Origin of the sequence: Paenibacillus sinopodophylli (assembly GCF_005930355.1) — a bacterium.
GTDB lineage: Bacteria > Bacillota > Bacilli > Paenibacillales > Paenibacillaceae > Pristimantibacillus > Pristimantibacillus sinopodophylli.
On sequence record NZ_VDBO01000002.1, the window covers coordinates 1 to 26,645 of the forward strand.

23 protein-coding genes are annotated in these 26,645 nt (G+C 44.5%); 16 read left to right on the plus strand and 7 right to left on the minus strand.

Annotated elements, in window-relative coordinates:
• The 8 genes from FGT79_RS11960 to FGT79_RS11995 all read left to right on the plus strand — a co-directional run.
• Positions 1–1,209, plus strand: a 1,209-nt coding sequence (locus FGT79_RS11960; RefSeq protein WP_171056206.1) for a CdiA family toxin C-terminal domain-containing protein, incomplete at its 5' end; no start/stop codon positions are given.
• A 31-nt stretch (positions 1,210–1,240) separates the two neighbouring features.
• Complete coding sequence (gene cdiI / locus FGT79_RS11965; protein ID WP_138753060.1) at positions 1,241–1,582, plus strand: ribonuclease toxin immunity protein CdiI; 342 nt, start codon at positions 1,241–1,243, stop codon at positions 1,580–1,582.
• 138 nt (positions 1,583–1,720) lie between these two features.
• A complete protein-coding gene (tnpA, locus tag FGT79_RS11970; protein WP_138753061.1) occupies positions 1,721–2,023 on the plus strand; it encodes an IS66 family insertion sequence element accessory protein TnpA in 303 nt (100 codons plus the stop codon).
• On the plus strand, positions 2,017–2,370 hold the full coding sequence (gene tnpB, locus FGT79_RS32555) for an IS66 family insertion sequence element accessory protein TnpB (RefSeq protein WP_138753062.1): 354 nt from the start codon (positions 2,017–2,019) through the stop codon (positions 2,368–2,370). The genes tnpA and tnpB overlap by 7 nt, the downstream gene beginning before the upstream one ends.
• Before the next feature lie 56 nt (positions 2,371–2,426).
• Complete coding sequence (gene tnpC, locus FGT79_RS11980; protein WP_138753598.1) at positions 2,427–3,995, plus strand: IS66 family transposase; 1,569 nt, start codon at positions 2,427–2,429, stop codon at positions 3,993–3,995.
• 664 nt (positions 3,996–4,659) lie between these two features.
• The gene (locus tag FGT79_RS11985; protein ID WP_138753063.1) at positions 4,660–4,884 is read left to right on the plus strand and encodes a hypothetical protein; all 225 of its coding nucleotides are present in this window, start codon (positions 4,660–4,662) and stop codon (positions 4,882–4,884) included.
• Between the two features lie 9 nt (positions 4,885–4,893).
• Positions 4,894–5,367 (plus strand): hypothetical protein, encoded by a 474-nt coding sequence (locus FGT79_RS11990; RefSeq protein ID WP_138753064.1) that lies wholly within the window; start codon positions 4,894–4,896, stop codon positions 5,365–5,367.
• A gap of 1,377 nt (positions 5,368–6,744) precedes the next feature.
• Complete coding sequence (locus tag FGT79_RS11995; RefSeq protein ID WP_138753065.1) at positions 6,745–9,462, plus strand: glycosyl hydrolase family 95 catalytic domain-containing protein; 2,718 nt, start codon at positions 6,745–6,747, stop codon at positions 9,460–9,462.
• Here the strand turns inward: FGT79_RS11995 and FGT79_RS12000 are convergent.
• Entirely contained in the window at positions 9,459–10,343 is an 885-nt protein-coding gene (locus FGT79_RS12000; RefSeq protein ID WP_138753066.1) for a helix-turn-helix domain-containing protein, read from the minus strand. The two genes, FGT79_RS11995 and FGT79_RS12000, sit on opposite strands and share 4 nt — an antisense overlap.
• A 168-nt stretch (positions 10,344–10,511) precedes the next feature.
• On the opposite strand from FGT79_RS12000, the gene FGT79_RS12005 reads away from it, so the two are divergent.
• Positions 10,512–11,879, plus strand: a complete 1,368-nt coding sequence (locus FGT79_RS12005) for an FAD-binding oxidoreductase (RefSeq protein ID WP_246096388.1) — start codon at positions 10,512–10,514, stop codon at positions 11,877–11,879.
• Positions 11,880–12,109: 230 nt separating this feature from the next.
• Here the strand turns inward: FGT79_RS12005 and FGT79_RS12010 are convergent, their stop codons facing one another.
• Positions 12,110–13,321, minus strand: coding sequence for an MFS transporter (locus FGT79_RS12010; RefSeq protein WP_138753068.1), 1,212 nt, complete (start codon positions 13,319–13,321; stop codon positions 12,110–12,112).
• A gap of 169 nt (positions 13,322–13,490) precedes the next feature.
• Here FGT79_RS12010 and FGT79_RS12015 point away from each other — a divergent pair, with 169 nt between their 5' ends.
• Positions 13,491–14,069, plus strand: a complete 579-nt coding sequence (locus FGT79_RS12015) for a TetR/AcrR family transcriptional regulator (protein ID WP_138753069.1) — start codon at positions 13,491–13,493, stop codon at positions 14,067–14,069.
• A 276-nt stretch (positions 14,070–14,345) separates the two neighbouring features.
• Here FGT79_RS12015 and FGT79_RS12020 read toward each other — a convergent pair whose 3' ends face one another.
• The 4 genes from FGT79_RS12020 to FGT79_RS12035 form a co-directional block, all read right to left on the minus strand.
• On the minus strand, positions 14,346–15,422 hold the full coding sequence (locus tag FGT79_RS12020) for a saccharopine dehydrogenase NADP-binding domain-containing protein (protein ID WP_138753070.1): 1,077 nt from the start codon (positions 15,420–15,422) through the stop codon (positions 14,346–14,348).
• Positions 15,423–15,516: 94 nt separating this feature from the next.
• Positions 15,517–15,837 carry an ArsR/SmtB family transcription factor gene (locus tag FGT79_RS12025; RefSeq protein WP_138753071.1) on the minus strand — a complete coding sequence of 107 codons (321 nt, stop codon included), beginning with the start codon at positions 15,835–15,837 and terminating at the stop codon, positions 15,517–15,519.
• A gap of 521 nt (positions 15,838–16,358) precedes the next feature.
• Positions 16,359–17,054, minus strand: coding sequence for a transcriptional regulator (locus FGT79_RS12030; protein WP_138753072.1), 696 nt, complete (start codon positions 17,052–17,054; stop codon positions 16,359–16,361).
• 245 nt (positions 17,055–17,299) lie between these two features.
• Positions 17,300–17,953: a TetR/AcrR family transcriptional regulator gene (locus FGT79_RS12035; RefSeq protein ID WP_138753073.1), complete on the minus strand. Its 654-nt coding sequence runs from the start codon at positions 17,951–17,953 to the stop codon at positions 17,300–17,302.
• 232 nt (positions 17,954–18,185) lie between these two features.
• On the opposite strand from FGT79_RS12035, the gene FGT79_RS12040 reads away from it, so the two are divergent.
• On the plus strand, positions 18,186–18,971 hold the full coding sequence (locus FGT79_RS12040) for an SDR family NAD(P)-dependent oxidoreductase (protein WP_138753074.1): 786 nt from the start codon (positions 18,186–18,188) through the stop codon (positions 18,969–18,971).
• A 113-nt stretch (positions 18,972–19,084) separates the two neighbouring features.
• Here FGT79_RS12040 and FGT79_RS12045 read toward each other — a convergent pair whose 3' ends face one another.
• Entirely contained in the window at positions 19,085–19,480 is a 396-nt protein-coding gene (locus FGT79_RS12045; protein ID WP_138753075.1) for a hypothetical protein, read from the minus strand.
• A 511-nt stretch (positions 19,481–19,991) separates the two neighbouring features.
• Here FGT79_RS12045 and FGT79_RS12050 point away from each other — a divergent pair.
• The 5 genes from FGT79_RS12050 (at position 19,992) to FGT79_RS12070 (ending at position 26,449) form a co-directional block, all read left to right on the plus strand.
• A complete protein-coding gene (locus FGT79_RS12050) occupies positions 19,992–21,029 on the plus strand; it encodes an ABC transporter substrate-binding protein (RefSeq protein WP_138753076.1) in 1,038 nt (345 codons plus the stop codon).
• A 43-nt stretch (positions 21,030–21,072) separates the two neighbouring features.
• Positions 21,073–22,179 carry an ABC transporter ATP-binding protein gene (locus FGT79_RS12055; RefSeq protein WP_138753077.1) on the plus strand — a complete coding sequence of 369 codons (1,107 nt, stop codon included), beginning with the start codon at positions 21,073–21,075 and terminating at the stop codon, positions 22,177–22,179.
• Positions 22,176–23,831, plus strand: a complete 1,656-nt coding sequence (locus tag FGT79_RS12060) for an ABC transporter permease (RefSeq protein WP_138753078.1) — start codon at positions 22,176–22,178, stop codon at positions 23,829–23,831. The genes FGT79_RS12055 and FGT79_RS12060 overlap by 4 nt, the downstream gene beginning before the upstream one ends.
• A gap of 121 nt (positions 23,832–23,952) precedes the next feature.
• Entirely contained in the window at positions 23,953–25,647 is a 1,695-nt protein-coding gene (locus tag FGT79_RS12065; protein ID WP_138753079.1) for a sensor histidine kinase, read from the plus strand.
• Positions 25,640–26,449 carry a response regulator transcription factor gene (locus tag FGT79_RS12070; RefSeq protein ID WP_138753080.1) on the plus strand — a complete coding sequence of 270 codons (810 nt, stop codon included), beginning with the start codon at positions 25,640–25,642 and terminating at the stop codon, positions 26,447–26,449. The genes FGT79_RS12065 and FGT79_RS12070 overlap by 8 nt, the downstream gene beginning before the upstream one ends.
• Positions 26,450–26,645: the final 196 nt, after the last annotated feature.

Below are 26,645 nucleotides of genomic sequence, written 5' to 3' on the forward strand. Positions count from 1 at the left end.
ATAGAAGCAAGATATGCAAGCATGGCACGGGCGGCGAGTGATGCTGAAAAAGGAAAAGAGCAGCTCGCTTTGCTGGCCTTGACACTACGTTTGGCATTCGAGTGGTTGGAGTCGAACAAGGATAAATTCCAGCCGACGAATAGCAGAACGATGCGGGCAAGTAGGCTTGGTCATAACGAATCTCAAGCGCTGCTAGATGGATACTTTCCTTTCAATCCATTTCATAAAGGCATTGATTTTGCTGCATACCAACGTTCGGATCAGGATTATTATGGGCGAATAAATGGTTGCCCAGCGCCCTCCGCTATTGAGCTAAATCAATGGCGAATCGAAAAGAAAATCAATGATGCAAAGTGGAAAGTCATAGCAGGAATAGGAAGCTTTGTTCAAGGTGGAATAGATGCAATTACAGGTACAGTAGACGGCGTGAAGGATATCGCTAAGAATATAAGGGAAGGGAATATAGAAGAGCTGCCATCGTTTCTTACGAATAATCCTGAAAAGGCGCGGAAAGAGGCGCAGGCGTTAATCGATGAATTCAACGAAAGCGTGATTAACGGGGATACAGATTCGCGATTGAATTATGCGGGAGGTATAATTATTCCATCGCTTTTATCTGCGGGAATAGGTAAAGGCCTGCAGTTAGTACTGAAACGGGCGCCCAAGGTTCTTAAGTCGCCTAAGAGTGAGCCTATACCTTCAAAAGTTGATGACATAAACTCCAATGTAGACGAGCACTTAAAGCCTAATCAGGATAAGCCGTTGGATACTGAGGGGACGGGTAAAGCTAGTTTTTCTCCTAAATTAGAAGGTCACATAAAATACATTGACCCAGAAGTACCTAGAAGCCGAGGTATTGGCGGTGCGCACAATAAAGTAGAATTATATAAGAACGATATTAACGTATTAAATGTTGAGAAGCACCCGTCAATATCAGGAGTTGAAAAAGTCACATATCAAATCCCTTCCATAGATGGAAAAACGGGTGAAATTACTGGATGGAAAGCAAAAGAATACGTAAAAACTATCTATGATCCAAAGGTAATCTCTGATGAGGGGTATATTAAATTTGGTAAAGAGGCGGCAAACAATGCTCTTTCAAACGGGAAACTGGGAAGAGAGTGGGAAGGTTACGATAGTAATGGTGTTAAATGGATGGGTTATGCTGATTCAGATGGAAAAGTGACATCCTTTTTTCCGGAATTTTAGTAGAGAGGAATTAATAAAGATGAGGAGTAAGTTGCAAGAAAAAGATCTATTAGAACAAACTCATTTTCCAGTAATCGCTTTTTTTAATGCTGTTCCTAGTTCAAACTTCATGAGGACGATTGAGCAAATGTCTGTAGGCATTGGCTCTGGAATAAATGCGGTAGACTGTTCATTTCCAGATGATGTTGAAGAAGATGAAGAAAAGTTTGACGGTGTCAGATTCTCTATACATGAGGAAGAAGTAATTTTAAACTATGATACATTTTATTATTATCTAAATCTGGCATGCAAAAACTATGTAGACGCACTCCCGGATGACCGTGAGAAGTTGGAGAACTATCTGGATATTATTAGGGAACGATTTTTGTATTAATTTCTCGTAAGAGGTCTATGGGGGTTACCCAGTGCGGAATGAATCCAACATTCGTAAGCGTCAAATCTTGCCCACCTGTTCATAGGAAGTAAAGGCTGTCACAATGAGTTCATCATAGATCGAGAGGATGAACCATTTATGAAAGAGACGGGACAGGAAATATGGGCAAGACACATTGCAACCTACCAGAAAAGCGGGCAAACGATGAAGGCTTGGTGCGCCCAAGAAAATCTTAAAGTTCATCAGTTGAAATATTGGCTCTATAAATCTCCAATAGCTAAACCAACGGAAACATCTACGACCTTCCGTGCTGTGGCCATCCAACATTCGCAGCACGAACCTTTATGGGTGCAAGTTGGTGTTGCACGAATTGCTGTTCGTACAGGCTTTGAACCGCAGTTACTTCGTGATGTAGTCGCTGCGCTCGATCTCCTATGCTGAATTTGGCACCAGCTTCACAGGTCTATTTGGCCTGTGGCTCCACAGACATGCGTAAATCCATTGACGGTTTGGCGGCCATTGTTCAGGAACAGTTTGCGCTGAGTCCCTTCTCCACAGCATGGTTTGTCTTTTGCAATCACAGACGAGATAAGCTCAAGATCTTGCACTGGGATCACGCTGGCTTTTGGCTTTACTACCGTCGTTTGGAACGCGGTACCTTTCAATGGCCTTCCGGCGGTAGTTCCCCAATGAGTCTGACACAGCGAGAATTGCGGTGGATTCTCGATGGTCTGTCCCCCCAGCAAAAGCATGCCCATCCGGCGATATCGCCCGAAGCCGCCAATTGAAAAAATCTCTCTCCGTTTGGCAGGAAATCCCCCTTGGCTTGAAGAAAGAAAAACAGATGAAAAACGAAACGGAATCCCTCACCCTGGAACAACTCCAGCAGCAAAACGAAAAGCTGGAACAACAAAATACCGAACTCTCGGCCAAGCTCAAATGGTACGAGGAGCAATTTCGTCTGGCCCAGCAGAAGCGCTTCGGCGCTTCCAGTGAGAAGACGCATCCCGATCAACTGGAGTTGAACCTATTCAACGAGGCGGAAGTGCTGGCTACGCCGGAAGGGCAAGTACCCGAGATGGAGAAGGTCAGCTATGAGCGCCGTAAAACCAGTGGTAAGCGCGAGGCGGATCTGTCTAAGCTGCCGGTGGAGACGGTGACGTATACATTGGAAGAAGGCAAACAGATCTGTGCATGCTGCAGCGGATCCCTACACGAGATGACGACCGAAACCCGAAGTGAAATCGCCGTGGTGCCGCCACAGGTAAAGGTTATTCGGCATGTGCGGCAGGTGTATGCTTGCCGTCACTGCGAGCGTCATGGCCTACAAACGCCAATCGTGACGGCGCCCATGCCTAACCCAGTGTACCCGGGTAGCCTGGCTTCGCCTTCGGCGATGGCGCATGTGATGTGTCAAAAGGTTGTGGACAGCCAGCCACTATACCGACAGGAGCAGCAGTTTGCCCGCATGGGCTATACGTTATCTCGACAAACGATGGCGAACTGGATGGTCTACGGTGCAGAGCAGTGGCTCATGCCCATGATTGCAGAAATGAAAAAACATCTGCTTCAGCAGGAAACACTGCATGCAGATGAGACAACTTTGCAAGTGTTGCGGGAGCCTGGGAAGTCGGCCGAAGCGACCTCCTATCTATGGTTGTATCGGACCGGTCGCGGCGTACCGCCTGCCGTGGTCTATGACTACCAGCGAACACGGGGTGGCGAGCATCCGCGAGACTTCTTAACGGGGTTCAAGGGATATTTACATGTGGATGCCTATCCGGGATACCATAAGGTCAAGGATGTGACGCTTGTCGGTTGCTGGGCACATGCGCGGCGCAAGTATGACGAAGCACTGAAAGCAGCGCCGGAGGCCAAGGGCAATCCGGAAACGGTGGCCGCGCAAGGACTGGCGTATTGCAACCAGCTTTTTGCGCTGGAGAGGGAGCTGAAAGAGGCCTCGCCGGAAGAACGTCATAAGGCCCGAGCAGAGCGAAGCCGCCCTGTACTGGAGGCTTATCACGTATGGCTGCGTCAGCAGAAATCTCGGACGATGCCTAAAAGCCTGCTCGGTCAAGCGATTGCCTATAGTTTGAACCAATGGGATAAGCTGACGGCGTTCCTGAAAGACGGTAGGCTGGAGCTCGACAACAACCGGAGTGAACGGTCGATCAAGCCCTTTGTGATCGGACGAAAGAACTGGCTTTTTGCCAATACACCTCGTGGGGCGAAGTCTAGTGCAGCGGTGTACAGCGTGATCGAATCGGCAAAAGAAAACGGACTGCATCCATTCCGGTACCTCAAGTACCTATTCGAACAATTACCGCAGCTTCCGGATCCACAAGATTTGAAAACGCTGGAACCGTATATGCCTTGGTCCTCTTCATTGCCAGATACCTGTCGCATGCCTTAATACTCATCCATCATACATGGGCTTCTATCTAACTACTAGGTGGGGCCTATTTGACGCTCACGGAGAAAATATAGATGTACGTTTTGAAGATCTTTTTGAACCTATAATATTGTTGTTCGAGATGGGGGAGAGTTAGTTATCACTATAATGAGCTTGTTTGTTGGAAATATGGGTGGTTTAAAAAGGTTTATCCTTTTCCAAGAAAGAATTTAGTGAATTGTACATTGAGAAATTAGATGAGATTGAGGGAGTAGAATAGCTTATACAATAATATTATATAAATTATCCTGTATGAGCAAAATATATCGTACATTACAAGCATTAAAACCACAATTCGAGCTATCCGCTCGTGCTGTGGTTTTCTATTTATTTGCTGATTTAATAATACAACTGAGGGGACGGGTAAAGAGATATTTAGCAATACAAAGTTAATTGGTTTAGAAGATCAGATTCGACATGAATCAACAGAGCACGGACAATTTTTTGATAGCACAGGAAATCTTAGTGGTGATACCATTGTTGGTAGTGAAAAGTCTATTGACCTTAGTCCATATAGTCATTTGGGTAAAATGCTATATTTACCCATAACCATCCTACTAATGGACCGTTTAGCTGGCAAGATTTTGAGACAGCAGTCGGGTTTGATATGGCGGAGATAAGGGCAGTGTTACCTAATGGTACTACTCTAAGCGTGAAAAGAGGAGCTCAAGGGTGGAAAGTCAGACCAGAGGATGTACAAATTTTGTATAGGGATACCCAAAAAGAACTGAGTGGCGATCCTGATGTTAAAGCATTGTACCAATCAGGTAAGCATGACGAAGTCTGGGACATTCTATCTAAAAGAATTGTAGATAAAATGGGTGGAGAATATATAGCAATAAGAAAGTAGGAGATTGCATTGAGAAATGAATTCTTATACGAGAAGCCAATGCCAGTGGGATATATTAATGATACAGTTGAAGACATTCATACATGGTTTTCAGAAAATCCGTTGAAGTTTTTACAAGCAAAGTTTCGAAACAGTTCATTAATTGATATGGTTAATGAAGTTGTAACAATTTTTGAAGAAGGAAACCCGAATTTTAAGATAGTTTATAGTTTGTTCGGTAGGGGATTAATAAATGAGGTAGGGGAATTTATAACTATATATAAATTAGAAACGTTGGAAAACTCCGTTCATAAATTGATTGATATGAAGATGTATGTAAACAATACTAGTTTAATCATTGAGAAGCTTCATTTGTATTTCGATAGTAGTGATTTAACACCAACTTTAACTTTGAAAATGGAAGAAGATAAAGCTTTTTTAAAAAAAGGAGTATATTGGGAAAAATCTATTGGGAGGAGTGTTGTTTGTATATCAGCTATCTGATCAGGAGTATTCCTAACTTTTAAATAGGTTACCAGCGCCGAATCAACTGATCATTCAACGACTAGAAGAGTTAACCTATGTAATACGGTTATAATCATGATTTGTAAGAACGTAACTACTTAGGTATCGCTTAAAATGTGAACTGTCTACGGTAGGCAAAAGTGAGGGAAACGAGAATGTGCTAAGGTTATTTTTCCAAATGATGAAATCATGCTGCGATTGCGGGCAAAGTCTGGACATATGTCAACATTCGAAACGCGCCTGACAATTTAAATTTGACCTTCGCCATCCAAATATCACGTTCTGCATGATCGAAGGGAACATGAGAATCACGGATAAAGAGTAATTAAGCAACTAGATCAGAAAAGCTTCTTTATTTTGTGGGCGAAAAGAGATTATTGGCAAGGTGTTGCGAATGATACCCTACTTAAGATGTTCTATTTCTTCACTATGGGCGTCATTCGCAAGAAACAGGTCGTGATCAGGTCTGGGGTCAGATACTGCTTCAACTCTCCGTATTCTTCCCAGACCAGTCGGAAAATATCTACGTTAAGAGGGAAAGTCCCCATGGGCACTTTGAGAAGAGTTTACACAATCGATTTTATAGACCCAATTGTAAGTCTAAAACAAAGATGATCCTGTGAATTGGTGTATCATTACGTATAGTGAAATCAACAATGCCGCAATGCGAGCTAGCTGCCCGTGTTGTGGTTCTTTGTTATGTCCGAAACAATTGAAATTAATGCTTGAATGGAAGAGTATAAGCGGCGGATGCTCAATAAGTCCACACCCAGTGCAGAATGAATCTATTATTCAAAAACATTAGATTTAACCATGTACATTGCCAAAACGACAAATATGGTGAAAGGACTTAGTCGCAACTTGTGAATGGAGTAAGACGACAACCGTTATTTTAAGGACGGCAATTTATAAAATTTGCGACTGTTCTTGTGAATGTTTTTATCAAATCAAGCAGCTAAAGGTTCGCTTTGCTGCGTCTACTTTGTGGTTGCATACTTAATAGGCGAAAAACAGCTGCTTCTCGAGACATGAAGGACCGGGCACATGTTCACAATCCCAAATTTGAAACGGTGTTCAAAGATAAACTTGAACCTCATTATCTTCAGCTTTTAGGTGGCCACGCCTTGGAAAGGGACTGTCTCCGTTACGTTTATAAAATGGTCAGTGTATACCTTAATGAAAGGTATGGACTGGATTGTATTAAGCCACCTTCGTTTCCCATTGCAAATGAAATAAATATCTGCGTAAAAACGACATCATACTAGCGCTAATCGTCGTTTAAATAGCTAAATTAACAACTCTTGCTTGTATATGATGAGATTGCATCAGAAATGAACAGAGCAGGAGGTTGAAAGAATGGCAAATAAAGCATTCCAATCACGTCATTATGATAAAGGAAATTATGCGCTCAGCTATACCGAAATCCCAACTAGCAATCCCGGATTCGAATGGCGAGACGGCATGGTCAGCGGAAATGGCCTGAACGGCTATATTACCTCAGGTTCACCGTATAATGATTGTTTTATTTTCCAAAATATATGGTTCAACTATCCTTCCAGCCATCCGAGGACGATTCCAGAGGAGCTGCCAAGCCAGCTGACCGAAGCTAGATATAATGTTTTTAACCAAAATGATCAATGGGAAGTTGCGTTCCCGGATGGCACGAAAAGAAGCAGAACTTTTTTTTATAGCTATCACCCAGGTCATCAGCTTCGGCTTGGTATGTCTAATCAAGGGAATGTAAGTGATTATGAACGTTGGACCAATTACGAAACAGCAGAGACCGGTGTGCGATACGCCGACGAGAACGGCATATGGATTCGAACTTCTTTCACTTCAAGAGCAGATCATGTATCGATTACAAGAATCGAACATTCTTCGGCCAACGCCAAAATTAACATGACGATCTCCATCGATGATATTGAAGCGATGTGTAGGGCTAAGGATGGCACTTCCGAAGTTACGGCGCTGCAGTACAAAAAGCTGGTAGACTCTGATGCCTCTTATATCGCGCAGGTTGCACATTATCCATCCTATTCGGGAAGCGAGCTAATAGATGGCGGTTACGCAGGGCTGACGCAGGTCATCGTTGTAAACGGCACCAAGAAGAGAATTCTTCTTCCAGATACGCATGAACGGATGAACGTCGGTCCCGAGCGGAATCCAGCCATTCAAATCAATAGTGCGGATGCTGTTTATTTAATTACGCAATGTGAACGAACTCATCGAATGGGTTTAATCGAAGATTTTGCAGGAATGACGGGTTATGATATCGTGGATCATTTGTTTGGAATGACGAATGCAGTAGCGTCCAAATATAAAGATGCGTCTGGTCAATTCGATTATGCTGCTGCTCTTGAGCCGCATGCGCTACAACATGCTGCTGAATATAATGCCGTCAGCTTGAACATTGACAGTGATGAAGTGGATAAGCAAGCGGACAATTTGACATTGATCTGTGCGCAAAAAGCGACGACGGATAAGGTTAATCGAGCATTTCTGGAGCAAGCGTACAATCAGGGGCGGTATGCCATGATCTGCTGTAGCGGCTATAGTGCGCCCCGCTTGTACGGTTTGTGGACCGGCGAATGGAATCCTGGCTGGCGAGGTATTTACACGCTTGATGCCAATGTTAATCTACAGGTGGCAGCAATGAATACGAGTCATTTGACGGAAGCACAGCTTGGCTATATTACATTCTTTTTGAGGAACGCGCCAGATTTCGCATATAACGCCCGGATGGCGTACGGTATGCATGATGCTCTGCAGGTTTCGGTCAACTCTGATGGAGATCGGGCGATGCACGTGGAATACGATAATGACTATCCGTTTCAATATTGGAATGCAGGTGCAAGCTGGTGTTTGCTGCCTATTTATGAATATTGGCAATGTTATGGTAACCGTCAAATTCCGATTCACGCTAACATGAGACTGCATGAGCTGCAGCCGCTTCTAGGCGTCAATGATGGTGGGCTGAGCGATGAACAATTTAAACAACTATTAAGCAGAGGATATTTGGACCTAGAGAGGGAAATATTGCTTCCACTGCTCACCAAACAGGCCAACTTCTGGGAACAAATCTGCACACCGGAATACTACACGGATATAGACGGTCATGCCTGTTATCAGATCGGCAAAACATCTTTGCTGCCAGGTGAATTGTATATGATTATTCCGGGCTATTCACCAGAAAATAATCCAATCGGCTACACCAGCACAATTACGGCCAACGCTGTAATGGATATTTCGGCTGCACGAGACGGCCTGCATATGGTCATTGAGCTGGAAAAAGCCGTCAGACGCGAAGGCGGCGAATCCGCGATTGCCAAATGGGAACAATTGCGGAAGCAGCTGCCGGATTATAAATATGATGTTGATGGCGCTTTGCGCGAATGGGCGATGACCGAATATACGGAGAATAACAACCACCGACATTTAAGTCATTTGTATGTGGCATGGCCGGCCTATGAAACGCAAAATGATGACAGATTAGCAGAAGCCGCCAAGATTGCGCTAGAGAATAGAGATAAATATAACACGCAGGACGCGACAGCGGGACATGGCTGGGTGCACAAGGCTTTGGTTAACGCGCGGCTTAAAAACGGCGATGGCGTACTCGCTTCATTACTGCCGATGTTGACGGGGAACGGTTATTATACCTCACTCATGACGGATCATGATACGAACCGAAGAAACCATACTTACTGTACAGATACGGCATTCGGCGCCGTGGGAGCTGTTAATGAGGCTTTGTTATTCTCGAATACCGGCGAGATTGAGCTTCTTCCCGCATTGCCTTCCGATTGGAAGGCGGGTTCCGTTCAAGGACTGATGGCAAGGACCAGAGTTGAGGTCAAGTCGCTTGCTTGGGATGTAGAGAAGCGAGAAGTGTGCGCTACATTGGGCTCCAATACGAACGATAACGTATTTAAATTAAAATTAGGGATTCCTTGGCAGACAGCCATGGTTAACAGCTCCGTTGTAACGGTGATCAAGGATGGACGGAGTCCTTACCTTGTCCTTAACTTGAGCAAGGATAACGATGTTATCGTTACATTTCAGCTGGAGCTTTAAATCTGCTTTCGATAGGAACGAGGCGTTCGTGCGTAATGCTTCTTGAAATTTTGACTGAAATGTTCAAGCGTCGCGAAGCCTGTACGTTCGGCGATCTGGCTAATCGTTAATGACGTTGTTGTGAGTAGATAAGCTGCCGCACTCATTCTGGCCAGTTGTCGTTTATGTGTGAAAGTCTTGCCATAGCGTTCTTTAAGCGTTCTTTCCGTTTGTCTCGCGCTAAGCCCAAGCTTGTCTGCCAATGCTTGAATCGTTATCGTTGCATATTCGTATAGAAAGCAGTGCTCGATGATTACGAGTCGATTATCGTCAAGCGTCTTTTGCTTTGCGAGTTGAAGTGAAGGCTGGTTGTTCGTATAATTTCGAACAAGCTTAATAATAATTTGCTCGATAATCCCGGTTACGATGGAATGATACCCGATAAATTGATTTTCAGTCTCGTAAGCAAGCTGCTCGAATAACGGCAATAATTGCTGATGATCTTGCCCGAGCCAGAACGGGGTACGAAGGATGAGTTCCGCCATTTGTGCTTCGTCTTGTTCGCTCGATGATTGGCTGCCTATCGGTGAGCTGCCGCCAATGACTTCAAAGCAGATGCAATACTCAGCCATTGGATCTTCAGGATTCGTAATCTGCTCGTGTACAATTTCGGGACCAGTCATAAATAAGGAATTGGATGATAGCGGGAATTTGGTCCCGTTAGCAACCAGTGTTCCTTGCCCATGCGGTATGAAATGAAGCTCATAGCTTTTGTTGCTATGCGCATGCTCCTGAATGGAATCATTGAAATAGCCGAATTTCACATATAGGATGTTCAATGTCAGAACGCCAAATGGAATTTTAACATCCAGATGGTCCATGTGAATGGGAGGGAGTTTCATGTTTGCGGCCTCCGTTTCTTTGTTTCATCATACCGTTGCCGCCATGCATCAGCAATAAAACTTTATTTTGATTCATTGGCCCATTCCCTGCACGAATGCCTTTCATACGATATACGGTATCTTATGCAACGTTCAGTGCAATCATTTGCTCAAAGGGAGTTGTGGTTATTGAAACCAAGAACGAAGCTTACTGGGCGTGTTGTTTTTAGAGGGAATTCGGGTTATGAATCCGCACGTAAAAACTGGGACCCCCATACGGACAAATTTCCCAAGGTGTTTGTGTTTGCCCAAAGGACTCAAGATGTGGCGAACGCGATCAAGTGGGCACGCGAGAATCATGTACCTATTCGTCCGAGAAGTGGGAGACATTCATTGGAAGTTAATCTCTCACAGGTTAATGGTGGCATTGTTATCGATGTAAGTGAAATGAAAAAAGTGAAGCTGAATAAACAAAGAGGTACGGTTGTTGTTGAGACAGGCAATAGAGTGGGAAGAATCGCAAACATGCTTGCACGTCAAGGCTTTATAGCTCCTTTCGGTGACAGCCCTTCTGTTGGGATCGGCGGAATCACACTCGGTGGGGGAATCGGGCCACTTCAACGATCGATTGGGCTCATTAGCGATAATCTGCTTGCACTTGAAATGGTTGACGCGAAGGGACGCGTTATTCGTGCCAACAGAAAGTGTAACTCAGACCTATTATGGGCTTCCCGAGGGGGCGGCGGTGGAAACTTTGGCGTATACACAAAGTACAAATTCAAAGTACATCGCGCTCCTGCCAAGGCTACCGTTTATCGTATTACTTGGCCGTGGAATCAGTTCGAAGAGGTGCTCAAAGCTTGGCAGAAATGGTCTCCTTACGTCAACAACAAACTAGGCAGTGAATTATCAATTGGACCGAAAAAAGGCGGAAACGTCACGATGGAAGGATTGTTTCTGGGATCAAAAACGGAGGCTATTCGCCTATTAAAGCCCGTTACGAGTGTAGGAACCCCCACAAACACAATCATACGGTTGTTGCCTTATAGAGAAGCAGTTCATTTTTTATTGCCTCCAGATCCGGTGCTTACTCAAAGGTACAGCAATCAGTTCTCTTCTGGTTTCGCTAAGAAGCCATTTCCTGATAAGGCCATTAAAGCGATGCGTCAATTTTTGGAAAACGTTGAGGGAGAGTTCGCAGGCTTCTTTTTCCTGAATTGGGGTGGAGCTGTGAGTCGTAAATCGCCTCGATCAACGGCATTCTACTGGCGTAAAGCAAAATTTTATGTGGAATGGAACAGCTCATGGTTGAAGCAATCTGAAGCTGCTAAAAATATTGCCATCGTTCGCCAAACACGCCGTAAGCTGCAGCCCTTTATCGTAGGCTCCTATATAAACGTTCCAGACCAAGGAATCAAAGATTCGGGAGCGGTTTATTATGGAGCTAATTTCCCAAGATTACGGAAAATAAAAGCTAAATATGACCCGGGAAATGTTTTTAGAAATCCACAAAGCATTCCTCCGGCATATAGAGCAATAGATAAGTCATCATGCTAATGATTCACTCAATCAATTGCTTATATGCAAGCTGCCCTGAAATGGAGAAGGGCAGCTTCTTTTTTTTGAATAAAACGTTTAGAAGATTAGCTCTCCTCGGCATACGTATTGCATCGATTCATTCTTCTTGAAGTAAAGCGAAGCTGTACCGTAATGATTCGTATATTCGGGATTATCTTCCTATTATAAGATTTCTTCTACCACATAAGCGGGCTTCATAAACTCGCTTTTTATGAACCAGTACCTGCCTTGGTTGTTCTTTTCTCTGTGAAAAAGTAACCCAAAGCTAAGATCGGCAACAGGGTGCCAATGAGTGAGGTGAGCTTCCATCCCCCGAGGGTATAGGACCACCCTCCCAAAGATGATCCGAAAGCGCCGCCTAGAAAGAAAATGGACATGAATAGTCCGTTTAACCGTCCTCTCGCTTCACTGCCCAATGAGTAGATCGCACGTTGACCAATGACAAGATTACCGGAAACGGCCATGTCGAGAGTAAATGCGGATATAAAGAGTAGAATAAGTGCAAGCATGGAATTGCTATGGAACAGATGTATGAGCAAAAAAGATAAGGCGGCTATAATCATAGCGAGCCCAGTTAACCATTTGTCCCAGCCTTTATCCGCTAATCTTCCAGCTATTGGCGCAGCGATAGCTCCGCCTACACCAACTAATGCAAACCATGCAATGTCACTCTGGGACATACTGAACTGATTGGCCAAATGGATAGGAACGACGGTCCAAAATAGGCTAAAAGCTCCAAATAAACAAGCTTGATAGAGTGCGCGGCGTCGCAGGATAGGCGTTTGTCGTAACAATGTGCCTAAAGAGAGAATTAGTGCTCCATAGCGTACTGTAGGAGATGGCTTGCGTTCTGGAAGAATCAACGAAAGAAGAGCAGTCAACAAAGAAATAACGATGGCAGATAAAACAAAAATGGCTCTCCAGCCCCAAATACTAGTGATAAAGCTTGCTAATGGCCGAGCAAACATAATTCCGAGTAAAAGGCCGCTCATTACATTACCGACCGCATGTCCACGCTGATCTTCAGACGCTAAAGAGGCAGCAAAGGGCACTAGAATTTGAGCGACTACTGATCCAATTCCAATAAACAGAGATGCGATCATAAACAAGGGAGCATTAGGCGTGAATGCGGCAGTTAGCAGCGCGACGATCGCAACCGTAAGCATGATAACGGTGAGACGCCGATTCTCAATAACATCGCTTAGCGGTACGATGAACAGCAGCCCAATTACATAACCGATTTGAGTGACGGTAACAATGAGTCCTGCTGCCGTAGAATGAAGTCCCAATGCATCGCTGATTGGCCCTACAAGAGTTTGGGCGTAATAAAGGTTAGCGACGATAAGGCCGCACGCGGCGGCGAGCAGAAACATCATCCAACTTGAAATGCGGCTGTCTTGATAAGATTGTTCTCTTCGCATCAAAATCCCTCCAATTAAATACTGAACGTATCGTTTTGTAATTATATTCTAAATAATATACTGAACGTATCGTTTTGTAAATACCTTTTGTTTAATTTGTTTTTTTTGTATACTGAACGTATCGATTATTAATTCATTGGTTCGAAATAGATAACAAAGGATGATTAACATGCAGGTCAAGAGAGGTCGCCCGCGCAATATGGAAACGCAAAACGCGATTCTGACTACTTCCTATGATTTATTGTTGGAAGCGGGCTTCGGATCGGTTACAGTAGAAAAAATAGCTGAGCGTGCCAAGGTCAGCAAAGCTACGATTTATAAGTGGTGGCCAAACAAAGCTGCTGTAGTCATGGACGGTTTTCTATCCGCTGCTTCTGCAAGACTACCTGTGCCGGATACAGGCTCAGTATTCCAGGATGTATTAGAGCATGCCACAAATATGGCCAGATTTATGCATACCCGCGAGGGCTCTATTTTTCTTCAAATCATAGGTGAAGGTCAAGTTGATTCTGCGCTGGCCGAAGCCTATCGAACAAGATATATTCAGCCTCGGCGGCAAGAGGTTAATGATATTTTGGAGCAGGGAAATCTGCGTGGAGAGCTGAAGAAGAACATTGATATTGCATTATGCATAGACCTCATTTATGGACCAATTTTCTATCGTTTGTTAGTTACGGGTGATTCGCCAGACGATCATTATGTAAGGCAGCTGGTCACTCAGGTCATTGATGGAATACGTTCGATTTGAAACAGATTGGGAATGAGTTAGTCAAGGTCGACCTAGGAGGAGTTCACCAATCATGATAGGTGAACATCGTTTACAGCGATGAGGTCAGGGGGTCGAACTTGATAGGCTCCATACGCAAAAAAGCCTTTAAACACTGGAAATTCCATGTGTTTAAAGGCTTGAAATTTTTCTTCAATTGCATGGCGCTTCACTATCTGTTATGAAACTTTCCTAAAATCTGCTTTCCATCTGTTTATGCGAAGCAGGGAAGGCCATCATGTTGGTATAGATGTACGACTAGGATATAAGAACGCCATATTGTTCGAAAAAATCGATAATTGCATGGGAGTCCATGCTTCCACCTAGCAGGTCTTCCGGATAATAAATGCCTGGAGCAAGCGGCTCAGTATCTGATGCCCGCAATAGCTTTTCTGCTTGAACTGCGGCACCAAGAGCGGTGAGATGAGTCTGACCAATCGGATCAGAAATTCCCATTCTTCGTTCGACCCAGCGCCCATTATGATCAAGGCCTTTTAGATGAATAACGATATGATGTGCACTGCCAGTGCCTGGATTGTAGAGCAGTCTTCGTCTTAGCGTACGGAATCGTTCCCCACTAATTAACTTCCACAGCCCACTCTTAATCATCCCAACAAGCGCGTAGGTAGATGCCTTGCTGTCGAATGTAATGCGGAAACTGGCAGAGTCGATGTGGTTAGGCTTGAGCAGGGTAACATGATCAGGCGTGTCGAGTCGATAGCACTTTGCTGTATATCCGTTCGGGAATTGGACGTTGACCGGATCTGTCATTGGAAATACAAGGCGATTGCCTTTCGGTTCCGTAATATGGAATGGAATATTCATACGATCCATATACGCTGCTGAGTCTGGTCCTGCTTTATCCCGAAGAGAATAAAGCGCATGAATTTGGATGGAAACGTTTTTCAGAGAAGCTGAGTACAACATAGCGAACAGTGAAGCCGTTCCCGCCATCCATCCGGAAGATAGAACGACAGGAGCATGCAGCTCCTTGCTCTCCAATTTAGTGGCCGATTGCTGGAATATCTCTGTCCAACGTGTAAGGTCGATGAGTGGAATCTTTCTCCTAACGGCAGACAGAAGTAGTCTATCCTCTAGATCGTTGACTGCATTAATGATCAGCGACACATGTTCTCCAGTATGAACTAGAGGATCATCCGCATTGTTATCTACTACGATCGTTTGGACCCGCGCAGACTGGAAGGGTACTGCTTTTCCCGCGGTTCTTCCTCCAAGTGCAATATTCAGATTGGGGTGTCGGTCATGCAATAACTGGGCAATCTGCCGGCCTACTTCACCGTATCCTCCTACAATAAGCACCAATTGGTTATTCATAAGATCAACCTCCGATTAAATGTTTAAATGTTTAATTTATTTAACGCTTTGTGTTGAAAAAAAGGAATGACATGTACTAGCCAGATTAATGGTATTAGTACTTGCATTCCTCTTCTACGAAATGGACTAGCTGCTTCATAAGCGTAATCGCTTCGTCGAACTCAAGCCGGTAGAACATCTCGGTTCCTTTTTTCTGAACTGTAATTAACCCAGCTTGCCGTAATATTTTCAGGTGATGAGAGACGGTAGGGCGTGACATAGGAATATGCTCTGCGATCTGCGTCACGTTCATACTCTCTTTATCGATCAGTAGCGATATGATCTGCTGACGAATGGGATCTCCCAAGCCTACAAAGTAAGGGCTCAAATTCTCAAAAATATGGATGGCCTTCTGATTACCGATAAATTCGCTCATGGCACACTCCGTTATAAGGTTTAATTGCTTAAACGTATTATATTGCAGTTCAGATTAGAAAGCAAATCGTTGTTGCGCTTGCATATTTGAGTCATCGATCAGGGCGATTTCATTCACTCTAAGATGATCCCAGCACTGGTGATTACGCCAACTTCTGCTAGTGCATAGGAAGATGGTTGGCATCCTCAAGAGGGGGGATTGCAATTGCTGCTTCTTATTCGACACTGGTGACATGTAATAGGTAGGAGGTATTCTTTATTAAGGAGAGTAAACGCAAGAGGTGCCAACGAACAAGCAGTGAATTAACACCGTATGGATGGTTTTCCTGCATTAAAATTATCCGCCAATTATGAGTTGCTGTGCTAGTGAGGCCAGGTGGTTCTCTAACGGACGTCAGTGAACCTTATACTCCCATATAGAGTGAAAATTCTATTTAACGGTCATCAGAGCACCTTACAACATAATTTACCCATCTCAAGTAGTGATTAATAGGTTTAAGCATCTCTAGTGTCCGTTAACCGTCAAACTTTCCCTCTAAGATTCTCTAAGTTGCGTTCATGACCGTTAAATAAAATATCTGAAGACTGATATGTTCGGTATCGTTGCTTCCCGTTTGTCATTAATGCGCCTTCGTCAATAAGTTTCTGCAATGTGCGTCTTGTTTGTCTATCGGTCCGTTGTAGATGACTGGAAAGCTCCGCTGAAGTAAAGGGTCGAAGGAGTCGGCGAGCAAAACGTAATGTTTCTGCTTCAGCCCAGCCTATCGAAACGGATACGGGCATGGAAACAAATTTTCCAACAAACGAGAGTGAAAGTTGTTTGCAAATCTCAGGTTCTTCCTTAATCGACAGATAGGCTATCGGCAGAAATAACCAATCGTCAAGACTTAACAAAGCTTGCTTCATACATAAATCTTTAAATCTCCATGCTTCAATATCTCTAGCATGTGAGCGATAGCCATGAATCTCAATGCAGCCTTTTGCACCACCTGGCATGTACGCTAGATCAAGATAACGGTAACTTTTGTTTAGAGTCCGAACCTCCCACTCGGGGTATAAGTGTTCAAAACTGCCTATTGCCGGGTACCAAACCGTTTTTAGAAATGCCAATGTTCCATGTCCCAAACCGTTCCTAAGAAGTTCACGTCTTCTTGGATTCCGTTCCTCCTCAAACTGCTTGGTTATCCATTTTTCAATTTTAGTGTCGATTAGAGCCAAAATAATCCCTCCTCCAAAGGTATAAAAACTAAAAAATGCCGCATTGATTCCCAACCATATAGGTCTAGGAACCAAAGCGACATGTGCTTCATGCCGTGATTTTATTAGCTGTAGCATAGTAGATATTAAAGAAAAACGCAATAGCGACAATTTGTTCAGGTGTCAGAGTAATCTCGAAACAATAGGTTCACTGCAAAATATTGTGTAGTACAGAAGTTATCAGCAATAGATTAAGAGTAAATGATTTAACGCTCATTTCCGAAGAATGTATGGATTAAATGGGAGACTGAGCGATCATACAAATTTTTGGCAGTCCATTCACTTTGAATATGTCCGCCTAAATAAAGGTGGATGATTCCGTGAAGAGATGCCCATACCAAGTTGACAACAAGGATAGGGTCTTTCTCAGCAATAAGCCCTTGTTCAATAGCCTTTGTAATAATAGTAATGAATTGTTGCAGTGCTGTACCAATAGCTTGTAAACTTTCCTCTTCCGGTTTGAATTCGCTAAAAGCCCCGCCAAACATAACCATATAGTAGCTGGTATAGTTCCGTGAGAAATCCCAATAGGCTTCTCCTAATCCACGAAGATACATTTCAAGATCAGCATCTTCTGGAACATCTCTGAATGCAGCAGCGAGCAGCTTGCATCCTTCCAAGAATAGTTCTTTTGCCAAACCTTCCTTACTTCCAAATAGGTTGTAAATTATTTTTGTGGGGCATTCCATTTTTTCAGCAACTCGACGAATCGTGACGGCTTCAGGGCCAGATTGCTGCATGATTGACGCAGCCGCTTCAATCATACTTCGTTTCAATAATTCGGCGTGTTGAAGCTTGGCATCCGGGTAGGTCGTAGCTTTATGAGCAGCTATTGGGTTTATTTTGGACGAGTCCTGCATGCTATGTCACACCCTTAAACCTTTAGTTATCAAAAATCATTATCACTTCTAAATCTTATTTTACTGTGTAGAAGATAAAAAGCAAATACGGAATGGGAGGTACAAGTGAATGAGCAAGGTAACAGGGGGAGCGAGGCAGCGTGTTTTATTTGACAAAATTAACACATATGAATACAATGATTCATAATGAAACAATGTTTCAAGACGTTTGAATAAGGGGAGAGAAAATAGAATGATAGCGATACAAAATAAATGGACGTTAATTACAGGTGCTTCTTCGGGGATAGGTGAAGCATTCGCACATGATTTGGCTGCAAAAGGGAGCCACTTGATTTTGGTCGCTCGGTCAGAAGATAAGCTGGTTGCTTTAGCCGAGCAATTACAAAGGAAATATTATATTCAGACACAGGTTATCGTGTCGGATTTATCTCAAGAAGGCTCGGCCTTCAAGCTTTATCAACAATGTGTGGATCGTGGGCTGAGCGTGGATATTCTCATAAATAATGCTGGCTTCGCGACACATGGTCTTTTTGAACAGCTATCTGGTGCCAGACAACATGAAGAAGTGATGCTTAATGTATTAGCGGTTGTAGATCTTACTCATTTGTTTCTGCCAGAAATGTTGAAAAAGAAAAGTGGAGTTGTCATCAATGTCTCTTCAACAGCAGGATTCCAGCCTCTTCCCAATATGGCGGTGTATGGTGCGACTAAAGCTTTCGTATTATCTTTTACACAGGCATTATGGGAGGAGAATCGAAAGCGTGGCGTTCAATTTCTTGCGTTATGTCCGGGATCTACGGAAACAGAATTTTTCAAAGTCGTTGGGGCGGATGAAGCCTCAGTAGGGAAACGAGATACACCGGAGCGTGTAGTCCAAGTGGCGCTTCGCGCGCTTCAAGCTAAAAAAGTATATGCAATTCCCGGGTTTAAAAACTTTATTTCTTCTCAAATGTCTCGTTTCTTCACAAGCAAACAAATGCTTTTTGTTGTTGGGCGGATGCTGCGTGCACGTCATTAATCTACTATAAGTTGAAATATAAAAAACATAACAACTCCCGCATCCATATTGAAAGGGGAGTTGTTATGTTTTTTAAGCATTCAGATAGCCAATAACTCCTAATCGCTATCTGATTAATTGAATGAAATCGAGTAAGATACGGAAGGATAAGCAGCCGTTGATCCAGGAACGCGTTCGACTACCGTAACCAGCGTACCAGGGTTGTAGTAGGCTGAACCTCCAATGTAATAAGTACTGTTAACGATGGAAGTACCAAGATCAATCGTCGTGTTATTGTAGCTCCAATAATAATGCAACTGGAGCGTATTTGCCGCGGGTGTAATGATTTTAACGCTTGTGCCAGTCGTTTTGGCGTTAGGGAGAATGTAAGCATAGCTTTGACCAGCAGAAAGCGTATTGTAATAGGTGCCGCCGTAACTAACAATAGCAGGGTTAGCCGAGGCGGTAATGCAGAACATAAGTGATAGTGCCATAACCAATACAAATAATTTGCTGCTCATTCTCTTCATAAATAGTCATCCTCTCAAAATGGTTGTTTTGAAGTTTAACCAGCTATAAACGATAAACCTTGCGGTAAGGTTGTCCCACCTCCTTTCAATGATAGCGCTAACATTGTTAACAAATATAATATATACCAATAAATTACTGGTGTAAATAGTAGAACCAAAGAGGTAAACGAAAGGTTAGGTAAAGGAAGTGGTTATCTAATCGTTGTTTTGTTCCATATCAACGGACATGGCTCCTACTGAGTGTATTCACATAAATGGTTATTTCAAACCCAATACTAAGGTTTCAGGAACCGAGTCACTTGGTTATGATCTTTCATTAACTAACATGTAATTAACACTTATTTAAAGATAACGCATACATTTACTAACAATTCCGCACTTCGTGTCATGTATGTTGACCTGAATCGCCGATTTGGTTTCGGATTTTAGATGATTTCGTCGAATAATAGGATTTTAATGTGATTTCAACCTGATAAAATGAACCTATATTCAGATGAGGGGTGAAGGTAAAATGAAAAAGTGGTTGAACGTGTCAATTATTCTTACAATTCTAGTGGCGGTATTGGCAGCATGTGGTGGAGGCAATTCGAACGGCGGTAAGTCGGAAGGCGGATCTAAGAAGCTGGTTGTCTATACACCGAATAGCGAGGCGATGATCAATGCACTTATCCCCGCTTTTGAGAAGCAGACAGGCATTACGGTAGAACTAGTATCAGCGGGAAGCGGTGAGCTTATCAAACGAATTCAGTCTGAGAGTAAGAATCCTTATGCCGACGTCATGTTTGGCGGAGCTTTCGCGCTATTTAATGATAATGCTGATCTATTCGAGCAGTACGTTTCCCCGAACGATAAGGATTTGCTAGAGGGACATAACAATACTACCGGTATTATGACATCATACGTTTCGGATGGAAGCGTCCTGCTAGTGAACACGAACCTGGCGGGCGACATTAAGATAGGCGGCTATGCGGACCTGCTTAATCCAGAACTGAAAGGCAAGATCGCAATGGCGGATCCAGCCAACTCTAGTTCAGCGTTCGCTCAGCTTACTAACATGCTCAAAGCAATGGGCGGAGATTATACGTCCGAAGCAGGCTGGGACTATGTAGCCAAGCTGCTCAAAAATTTGGATGGCAAAATTGCGGGCGGCTCCAGTAAAGCCCATAAGAGTGTGGCAGACGGTGAATATGTCGTGTCATTGACTTACGAAGACCCAGCAGTCAGCTATGTAAGGGACGGTGCCCCTGTGAAGGTTGTATATCCTGAAGAAGGTGCGGTATTCCTTGATGCTGTAGCTGGCGTTGTCAAAGGCTCGAAAAACCAAGAAAACGCACAAAAGTTTATCGATTTCCTAATTTCCAAAGAGGGTCAGGACTCGCTAGGTCAGGAAACGACTAACCGTCCGCTTCGCACGGATGCTGCTATCGGAGACTTCATGACACCGATTGAACAAATCAAGGTCATAGAGGAAGATGTGGCTTACGTTGCGGAGAATAAGGCGGCTATCGTTGAACGCTATATTGAGCTGTATACGAGCATAACCGAGTAATTCAACTAGAGAACGGCAAATCATAGGGAAGCGGGTGCATAACATGAGCGTTGCGATATCCTTCCGGGACATTGTGAAAAAATATGGCGACACTACTGTTATTCCCGAGCTGTCGTTGGACATTCAGAAGGGTGAATTCTTCACCCTTCTGGGTCCTTCGGGCTGTGGGAAAACGACACTGCTGCGAATGGTGGCAGGCTTTAACAGTATAGAGGGCGGGGCTCTTACCTTTAATGAAAAGAAGATGAATGACGTGGCTCCAGGGAAACGCAACATTGGGATGGTATTTCAGAATTATGCCATATTCCCACATTTGAACGTAGCTCAGAACGTCGCATTTGGACTTGAGAATCGTAAAGTGACTAAAGCGGACCAGCAGCGCAGAGTTAGCGAAATTCTAAATACGGTGCAAATCGATATTTACAAAAACAGAATGCCTAAAAATTTATCTGGCGGTCAGCAGCAGCGTGTGGCTCTAGCCAGAGCTATCGTCATAAATCCTGATGTGCTTCTGATGGATGAGCCACTATCCAATCTCGATGCGCAGCTTCGCGTTGATATGCGTAATGCGATCAAGTCGATTCAACGCGAGGTAGGTATTACTACCGTCTATGTGACCCATGATCAAGAGGAGGCGATGGCGGTTTCGGACCGGATTGCGGTTATGAAATCGGGCGTCATCCAGCAGGTCGGAGCCCCGAGAGACATCTACCAGCGTCCTGCCAATCTATTTGTCGCCACCTTCATCGGGCGGACGAACGTTATCGACGCCGTACTTGAGGGCGATGGAGCTGGCGGTGCTGCGGTTATAATTGGAAGCAATTATATATTGACAATGCCGGCGCTGCTATCAGAGGCGAAGCCTAACGAGTCTGTAGCAATTAAAATTTCGGTTAGACCCGAGGAGTTTGTCTTGTCAGAGGACGGGACAGGTCTCGCAGGTAAAGTAGTTAATAACGTGTTCTTAGGTTTAAACACGCATCTTATCGTGAAGCTTGAGAATGGGCAGGAAGTGGAAATGATTCAGCAATCGGCCTCGAACGTTGTTACAGACATTGGGCAGCGTGTTCATCTCGCTATCCTATCGGGAACTATCAATGTTTACGATGCATCCGGGGAGCGCAACTTGAACCGGGGGAGTGGCTTATGATTGGCCGGATGAGACGTTTGGACATTTGGTCACTAATCACGTTTTTTATTTTTGCTGGCTATTTGATTTTTTTGGCATTGCCTTTGTTTATGCTGTTGATCAAAAGTTTTTTTGATGGGACTACTGGCGAGTTTTCACTTGCATACTTTTATAAATTTTTCAGTAAAGCGTATTATATGAACGCCGTTTGGAACAGTCTGAAGGTAACGGTATGCGTCACCTTGCTTTCCATTCTGGTAGCTGGACCGCTTGCCTACATTATGACCATTGCCAAAATCAAAGGCAGCGGAACGGTGCGCATTCTCATATTAATTTCGTCGATGTCTGCCCCGTTTATCGGTGCGTATGCTTGGATACTGCTGCTAGGACGCAACGGAGTGATTACCAATTTCATATTCGACGTGTTCGGTTTCCGCATGCCTGACATTTATGGGTTCTCCGGCGTTCTGCTTGTACTTACGCTGCAATTGTCGCCGCTGATCTTCATGTATGTGTCCGGAGCGCTCAAAAATGTTGATAATTCGCTTATGGAAGCAGCGGAGAGCATGAACTGCACGGGTCTTAGGAAGATGTGGAAAATACTAGTTCCACTGATTACACCGACGCTGCTTGCTGGAGGCTTGCTTGTTTTTATGAGAGCATTCGCAGATTTCGGCACACCGATGCTAATTGGGGAAGGTTTCCGTACAGTACCGGTACTCATCTTCAACGAATTTATTAGCGAGGTCGGAGGCGATGACGGGTTTGCCGCAGCAATCAGTGTTATTGTGGTTTTGTTTGCGACTACGGTGTTTCTGCTACAGAAATTCGTAGCAAATCGGAAGTCTTACAGCATGAGCGCGCTTAATCCAATCGAGCCTAAGAAGTTAAAGGGTGCTGCGAATTGGGCGGCTCACCTATATGTTTATCTTTTCACGATACTCGCGATGATGCCGCAAACGTATGTAGCTTATACGTCTTTCCAGAAGACTTCGGGTAAAATATTCGTAGATGGCTATTCATTAGGGAGTTACCGTGCCGCCTTTTCCAAGGTGGGTGATTCCATCTACAACACCTTTATGATGGCTGGCATTACGATCATTATTATTACGATAGCTGCGGTGCTAATCGCTTATGTGACGGTGAAGCGCAAAGGGGCAGTTGCCAATCTGCTGGATACATTCACGATGCTGCCTTATATCGTGCCTGGTTCCATTCTAGGTATCGCCCTTCTGGTTACCTTCAACCAGGAACCGCTCGTGCTGAGCGGCTCGGCGGTTATACTAATCATAGCTTTTGTAATTAGGCGTCTTCCGTATACGATTCGCTCGAGTGCTGCCGTGCTTCATCAGGTAAACGACAGCATTGAAGAGGCAGCAATTAGCCTCGGTGCATCCACTATGAGGACGTTTTTCAAAATAACGGTTCCGATGATGATATCCGGTGTCTTCGCCGGCGCGATCATTAGCTGGATCAGTATTATAACAGAATTGAGCACATCGATCATTCTATACACTGGTAATACACGAACGATGACCGTAGCCGTTTATACGGAAGTCGTGCGCGGGAATTACGGTGTGGCTGCCGCTCTCTCTACTATGCTGACCGTTATTACTGTCGTTTCACTGCTGCTGTTCTTCAAGCTGTCAGGTAAAAAAGAAGTGACAATGTAAGTCCAGACCGGGCTCGCGCAAGCGGGCACCGGCCTTTTGTCCATTCGGAGAAGCCTCTATAGGTTTCATCAGCTTGTACTGTCGGTTATGATAAGAGGATGCATGAAGGGGGGATGACGGAATGGCCAAAGGGAGTTTTAGAGATTCGCTTCGCCGGATGTTCCTGCTTCACACCCTTGTGCCGATTTCAATTTTGTTTGTACTGTTCCTATTGTTTATGATGATCAACTCGCGGTTTCTTCTCATCAGCCAAACGACGGAAGCTGGCAAAAAGATTAAATTGGCCATGGAAGACGTATATACCTCTTATACGAAAGAAATGAATGAAGCTGCGGCGCTGGAAGCCGTTGTTTCGTTTGCAGAGTCGCGCCGACAAGGACCAGAAGTTTTTGAACGTTTTTATGACTTCAACAACCGCCAGCAAGTGAAGAGTATTATGCACATTATAGGTGTAGACGGGAACATTCTGGCATCATCCGCCAACTACAACTTGGATGCGACTGATCTTGCCCTGCAGGCGATTGCGCGGCGAATGTACAAGCAAGACCTGTCTGCGCTGGCTGAAACCAACCATATCCGCTTCTCGCATGACCGCTACACGGCCTATACGTTTGCGAAAGAAATTGTAGGCAGTGAAGGTGTGCTCGGCTATTTGATCTATCAGCTGTACGAAAAAGATTTGCAGAAGCTGATCTTTGTGCAAAACAACGAAATCGCAGTTGTTACTGATCCTTATCGTACGATTATTGCGACAACAAACAATCTGACGATTGGTTTAATGAACAAATATAATCTGGTTGAAGACTCGCGAGATTACGTACGGATAGATAAAGGGAAATATTATAGCAAGGAAACGTATGTGCCGCTATCGCAGTGGAGAATTTATACATTAAGCGCTGCTCAATGGAATCATGCTGCTTATTCATCCCTTGTTGTGTTTTTTGTATTAGCCAGCTTTCTCTTGTGGATTCTGATTCAATATTCTGCTCGTGTCGTATCCACGCGCCAGTCGCGCGCGATGGACAAGCTGACCTACGCTGTTAGGGAATTGCAGTCAGGCAACATGGATTCTTATGTCTACATTGGAACAGGTGATGAGTTCGAGTCGCTTGCGAATCAATACAATCTCATGCTGCGGCGGCTGAATGAGCTGGTAGCCAAAAACGAGGAGCTCTCCGATTTGCGTAGAGTTATTGAGGTCAAGCATCTGCAGTCGCAATTCCATCCGCATTTTATATTTAATGTGCTGGAGACGCTGCGTTATGCCATCGTCGTGGACGACAAGCTGGCTCAGGATATTGTACTTACGCTTTCGCGGCATCTGCGCTATAGTATTGGCAACGAAAAGGATCATGTCGTGCTGGGAACCGATTTGGAATATGTCGGAGGCTATATGAAGCTGCAGCAAATGAGATTCAAGAATAGGCTCCACTACAGTGAGAAGGTGAGCGAAGCTGCAAAAGCTGCACTCGTTCCAAGACTGATGCTGCAGCCAGTTATTGAAAACGTCATTAAATATGGTTATCGCCAGCGTCAATCCGTTGCGATCACGGTGGTTGGCTACATTAAGGACGATGACCTTATCATAGAGGTGCAGGACGACGCTGGAGGGATGAGCAAGGATCGGCTGGAGGAAGTGCGGGCAATCATGCTTTCACAGGATAACCGCGCACCTCATATCGGATTGCATAATTTGCATCGCCGCCTCGTGCTGATGTATGGAGAGCGTTACGGTATACACATGGATAGTGCCATCGGGGAAGGCACGACCGTTACCTTTGTGCTGCCATTCCAAAAGGAGGATGCTGATGTATAAGGTGCTGCTGGTGGAAGATGAGGAGATGATCCGCAAAGGATTACGATTTACTTTTGACTGGCTGAGTGCAGGCTGTGTCGTGGTAGGCGAGGCAGAGAATGGCGAGGAGGGGCTTAGCCAGATTCGCGCGCTCGGACCGGATATCGTAATCGTAGATGTCAATATGCCGTTAATGGACGGGATTGCCATGATCGAGCGAAGCGTAGAGGAGGCGGCTTGCAGCTATATTATTTTGTCAGGTTACGATGAATTCCGGCTTGCCAAAGAGGCTATCCGGCTGGGTGTAACAGAGTATTTGCTGAAGCCGCTTGAGCAGGATCAACTGCTGGCTGCCTTGGAGCGTGCCAAGAGTCAGGTGGAGATGAAGCGTCAGTTCGCCGCAATGAAGACATCTGGAGCGGGGAGCGGAGAAGCGCTTCAAGCTTCGGTCGTGAAGCTGCCTGGAAAGTCGTCCCGTTATGTATCGAAGATGATTCAGTACGTACAGGAGCACTATGCCCAAAAAATCGGTATCAAGGATTTAGTGGAGAGGCTGGAAGTAAGCGCGACTTACTTGAATCAGAAGTTTAAAAGTGAAACGACCTATACGTTTAACGATTTCCTAAACCGATATCGCATCCAGAAGGCGATGGAGCTGCTTCAGCATAGTGAGGAGAAGGTGTATCGAATTGCGGCTGACGTAGGCTTTAAGGATTACAAATATTTTATAGCCATCTTCAAAAAATACGCCGGATGTACGCCTAGCCATTATCAGGAGAGGTTTGGACAAGGTGCGGAAGAAAGAAGCGATCCAAGCGTCTGAATGATGAGGAAGCTAACGACTGTCTGTTCATCCGCATATTATTGCGCAGAGCCTGCCAGCAACTTCTTCAGTTCTGTTAGGATCGCCTGTGCTTATAGCTATTGTGCGCTAGGAGTGTCGCTTGCTCAGCGATAAAAACCGAGCAAAAGCATTGCTGCTTTTGCTCGGTTTTTTATGCTTATAGTTAAATTGAATA

What these genes read in the sequence shown, in the direction of transcription:
- FGT79_RS11995 (WP_138753065.1), top strand. Translation starts at nt 6,745, where the DNA reads ATGGCAAATAAAGCATTCCAATCACGTCATTATGATAAAGGAAATTAT.
- FGT79_RS12000 (WP_138753066.1), bottom strand. Translation starts at nt 10,343, where the DNA reads ATGAAACTCCCTCCCATTCACATGGACCATCTGGATGTTAAAATTCCA.
- FGT79_RS12045 (WP_138753075.1), bottom strand. Translation starts at nt 19,480, where the DNA reads ATGAAGAGAATGAGCAGCAAATTATTTGTATTGGTTATGGCACTATCA.
- tnpA (WP_138753061.1), top strand. Translation starts at nt 1,721, where the DNA reads ATGAAAGAGACGGGACAGGAAATATGGGCAAGACACATTGCAACCTAC.
- FGT79_RS12065 (WP_138753079.1), top strand. Translation starts at nt 23,953, where the DNA reads ATGGCCAAAGGGAGTTTTAGAGATTCGCTTCGCCGGATGTTCCTGCTT.
- FGT79_RS12060 (WP_138753078.1), top strand. Translation starts at nt 22,176, where the DNA reads ATGATTGGCCGGATGAGACGTTTGGACATTTGGTCACTAATCACGTTT.
- FGT79_RS12040 (WP_138753074.1), top strand. Translation starts at nt 18,186, where the DNA reads ATGATAGCGATACAAAATAAATGGACGTTAATTACAGGTGCTTCTTCG.
- tnpC (WP_138753598.1), top strand. Translation starts at nt 2,427, where the DNA reads ATGAAAAACGAAACGGAATCCCTCACCCTGGAACAACTCCAGCAGCAA.
- FGT79_RS12010 (WP_138753068.1), bottom strand. Translation starts at nt 13,321, where the DNA reads ATGCGAAGAGAACAATCTTATCAAGACAGCCGCATTTCAAGTTGGATG.
- FGT79_RS12050 (WP_138753076.1), top strand. Translation starts at nt 19,992, where the DNA reads ATGAAAAAGTGGTTGAACGTGTCAATTATTCTTACAATTCTAGTGGCG.
- FGT79_RS12070 (WP_138753080.1), top strand. Translation starts at nt 25,640, where the DNA reads ATGTATAAGGTGCTGCTGGTGGAAGATGAGGAGATGATCCGCAAAGGA.
- FGT79_RS12015 (WP_138753069.1), top strand. Translation starts at nt 13,491, where the DNA reads ATGCAGGTCAAGAGAGGTCGCCCGCGCAATATGGAAACGCAAAACGCG.
- FGT79_RS12055 (WP_138753077.1), top strand. Translation starts at nt 21,073, where the DNA reads ATGAGCGTTGCGATATCCTTCCGGGACATTGTGAAAAAATATGGCGAC.
- tnpB (WP_138753062.1), top strand. Translation starts at nt 2,017, where the DNA reads ATGCTGAATTTGGCACCAGCTTCACAGGTCTATTTGGCCTGTGGCTCC.
- FGT79_RS12020 (WP_138753070.1), bottom strand. Translation starts at nt 15,422, where the DNA reads ATGAATAACCAATTGGTGCTTATTGTAGGAGGATACGGTGAAGTAGGC.
- FGT79_RS12025 (WP_138753071.1), bottom strand. Translation starts at nt 15,837, where the DNA reads ATGAGCGAATTTATCGGTAATCAGAAGGCCATCCATATTTTTGAGAAT.
- FGT79_RS12035 (WP_138753073.1), bottom strand. Translation starts at nt 17,953, where the DNA reads ATGCAGGACTCGTCCAAAATAAACCCAATAGCTGCTCATAAAGCTACG.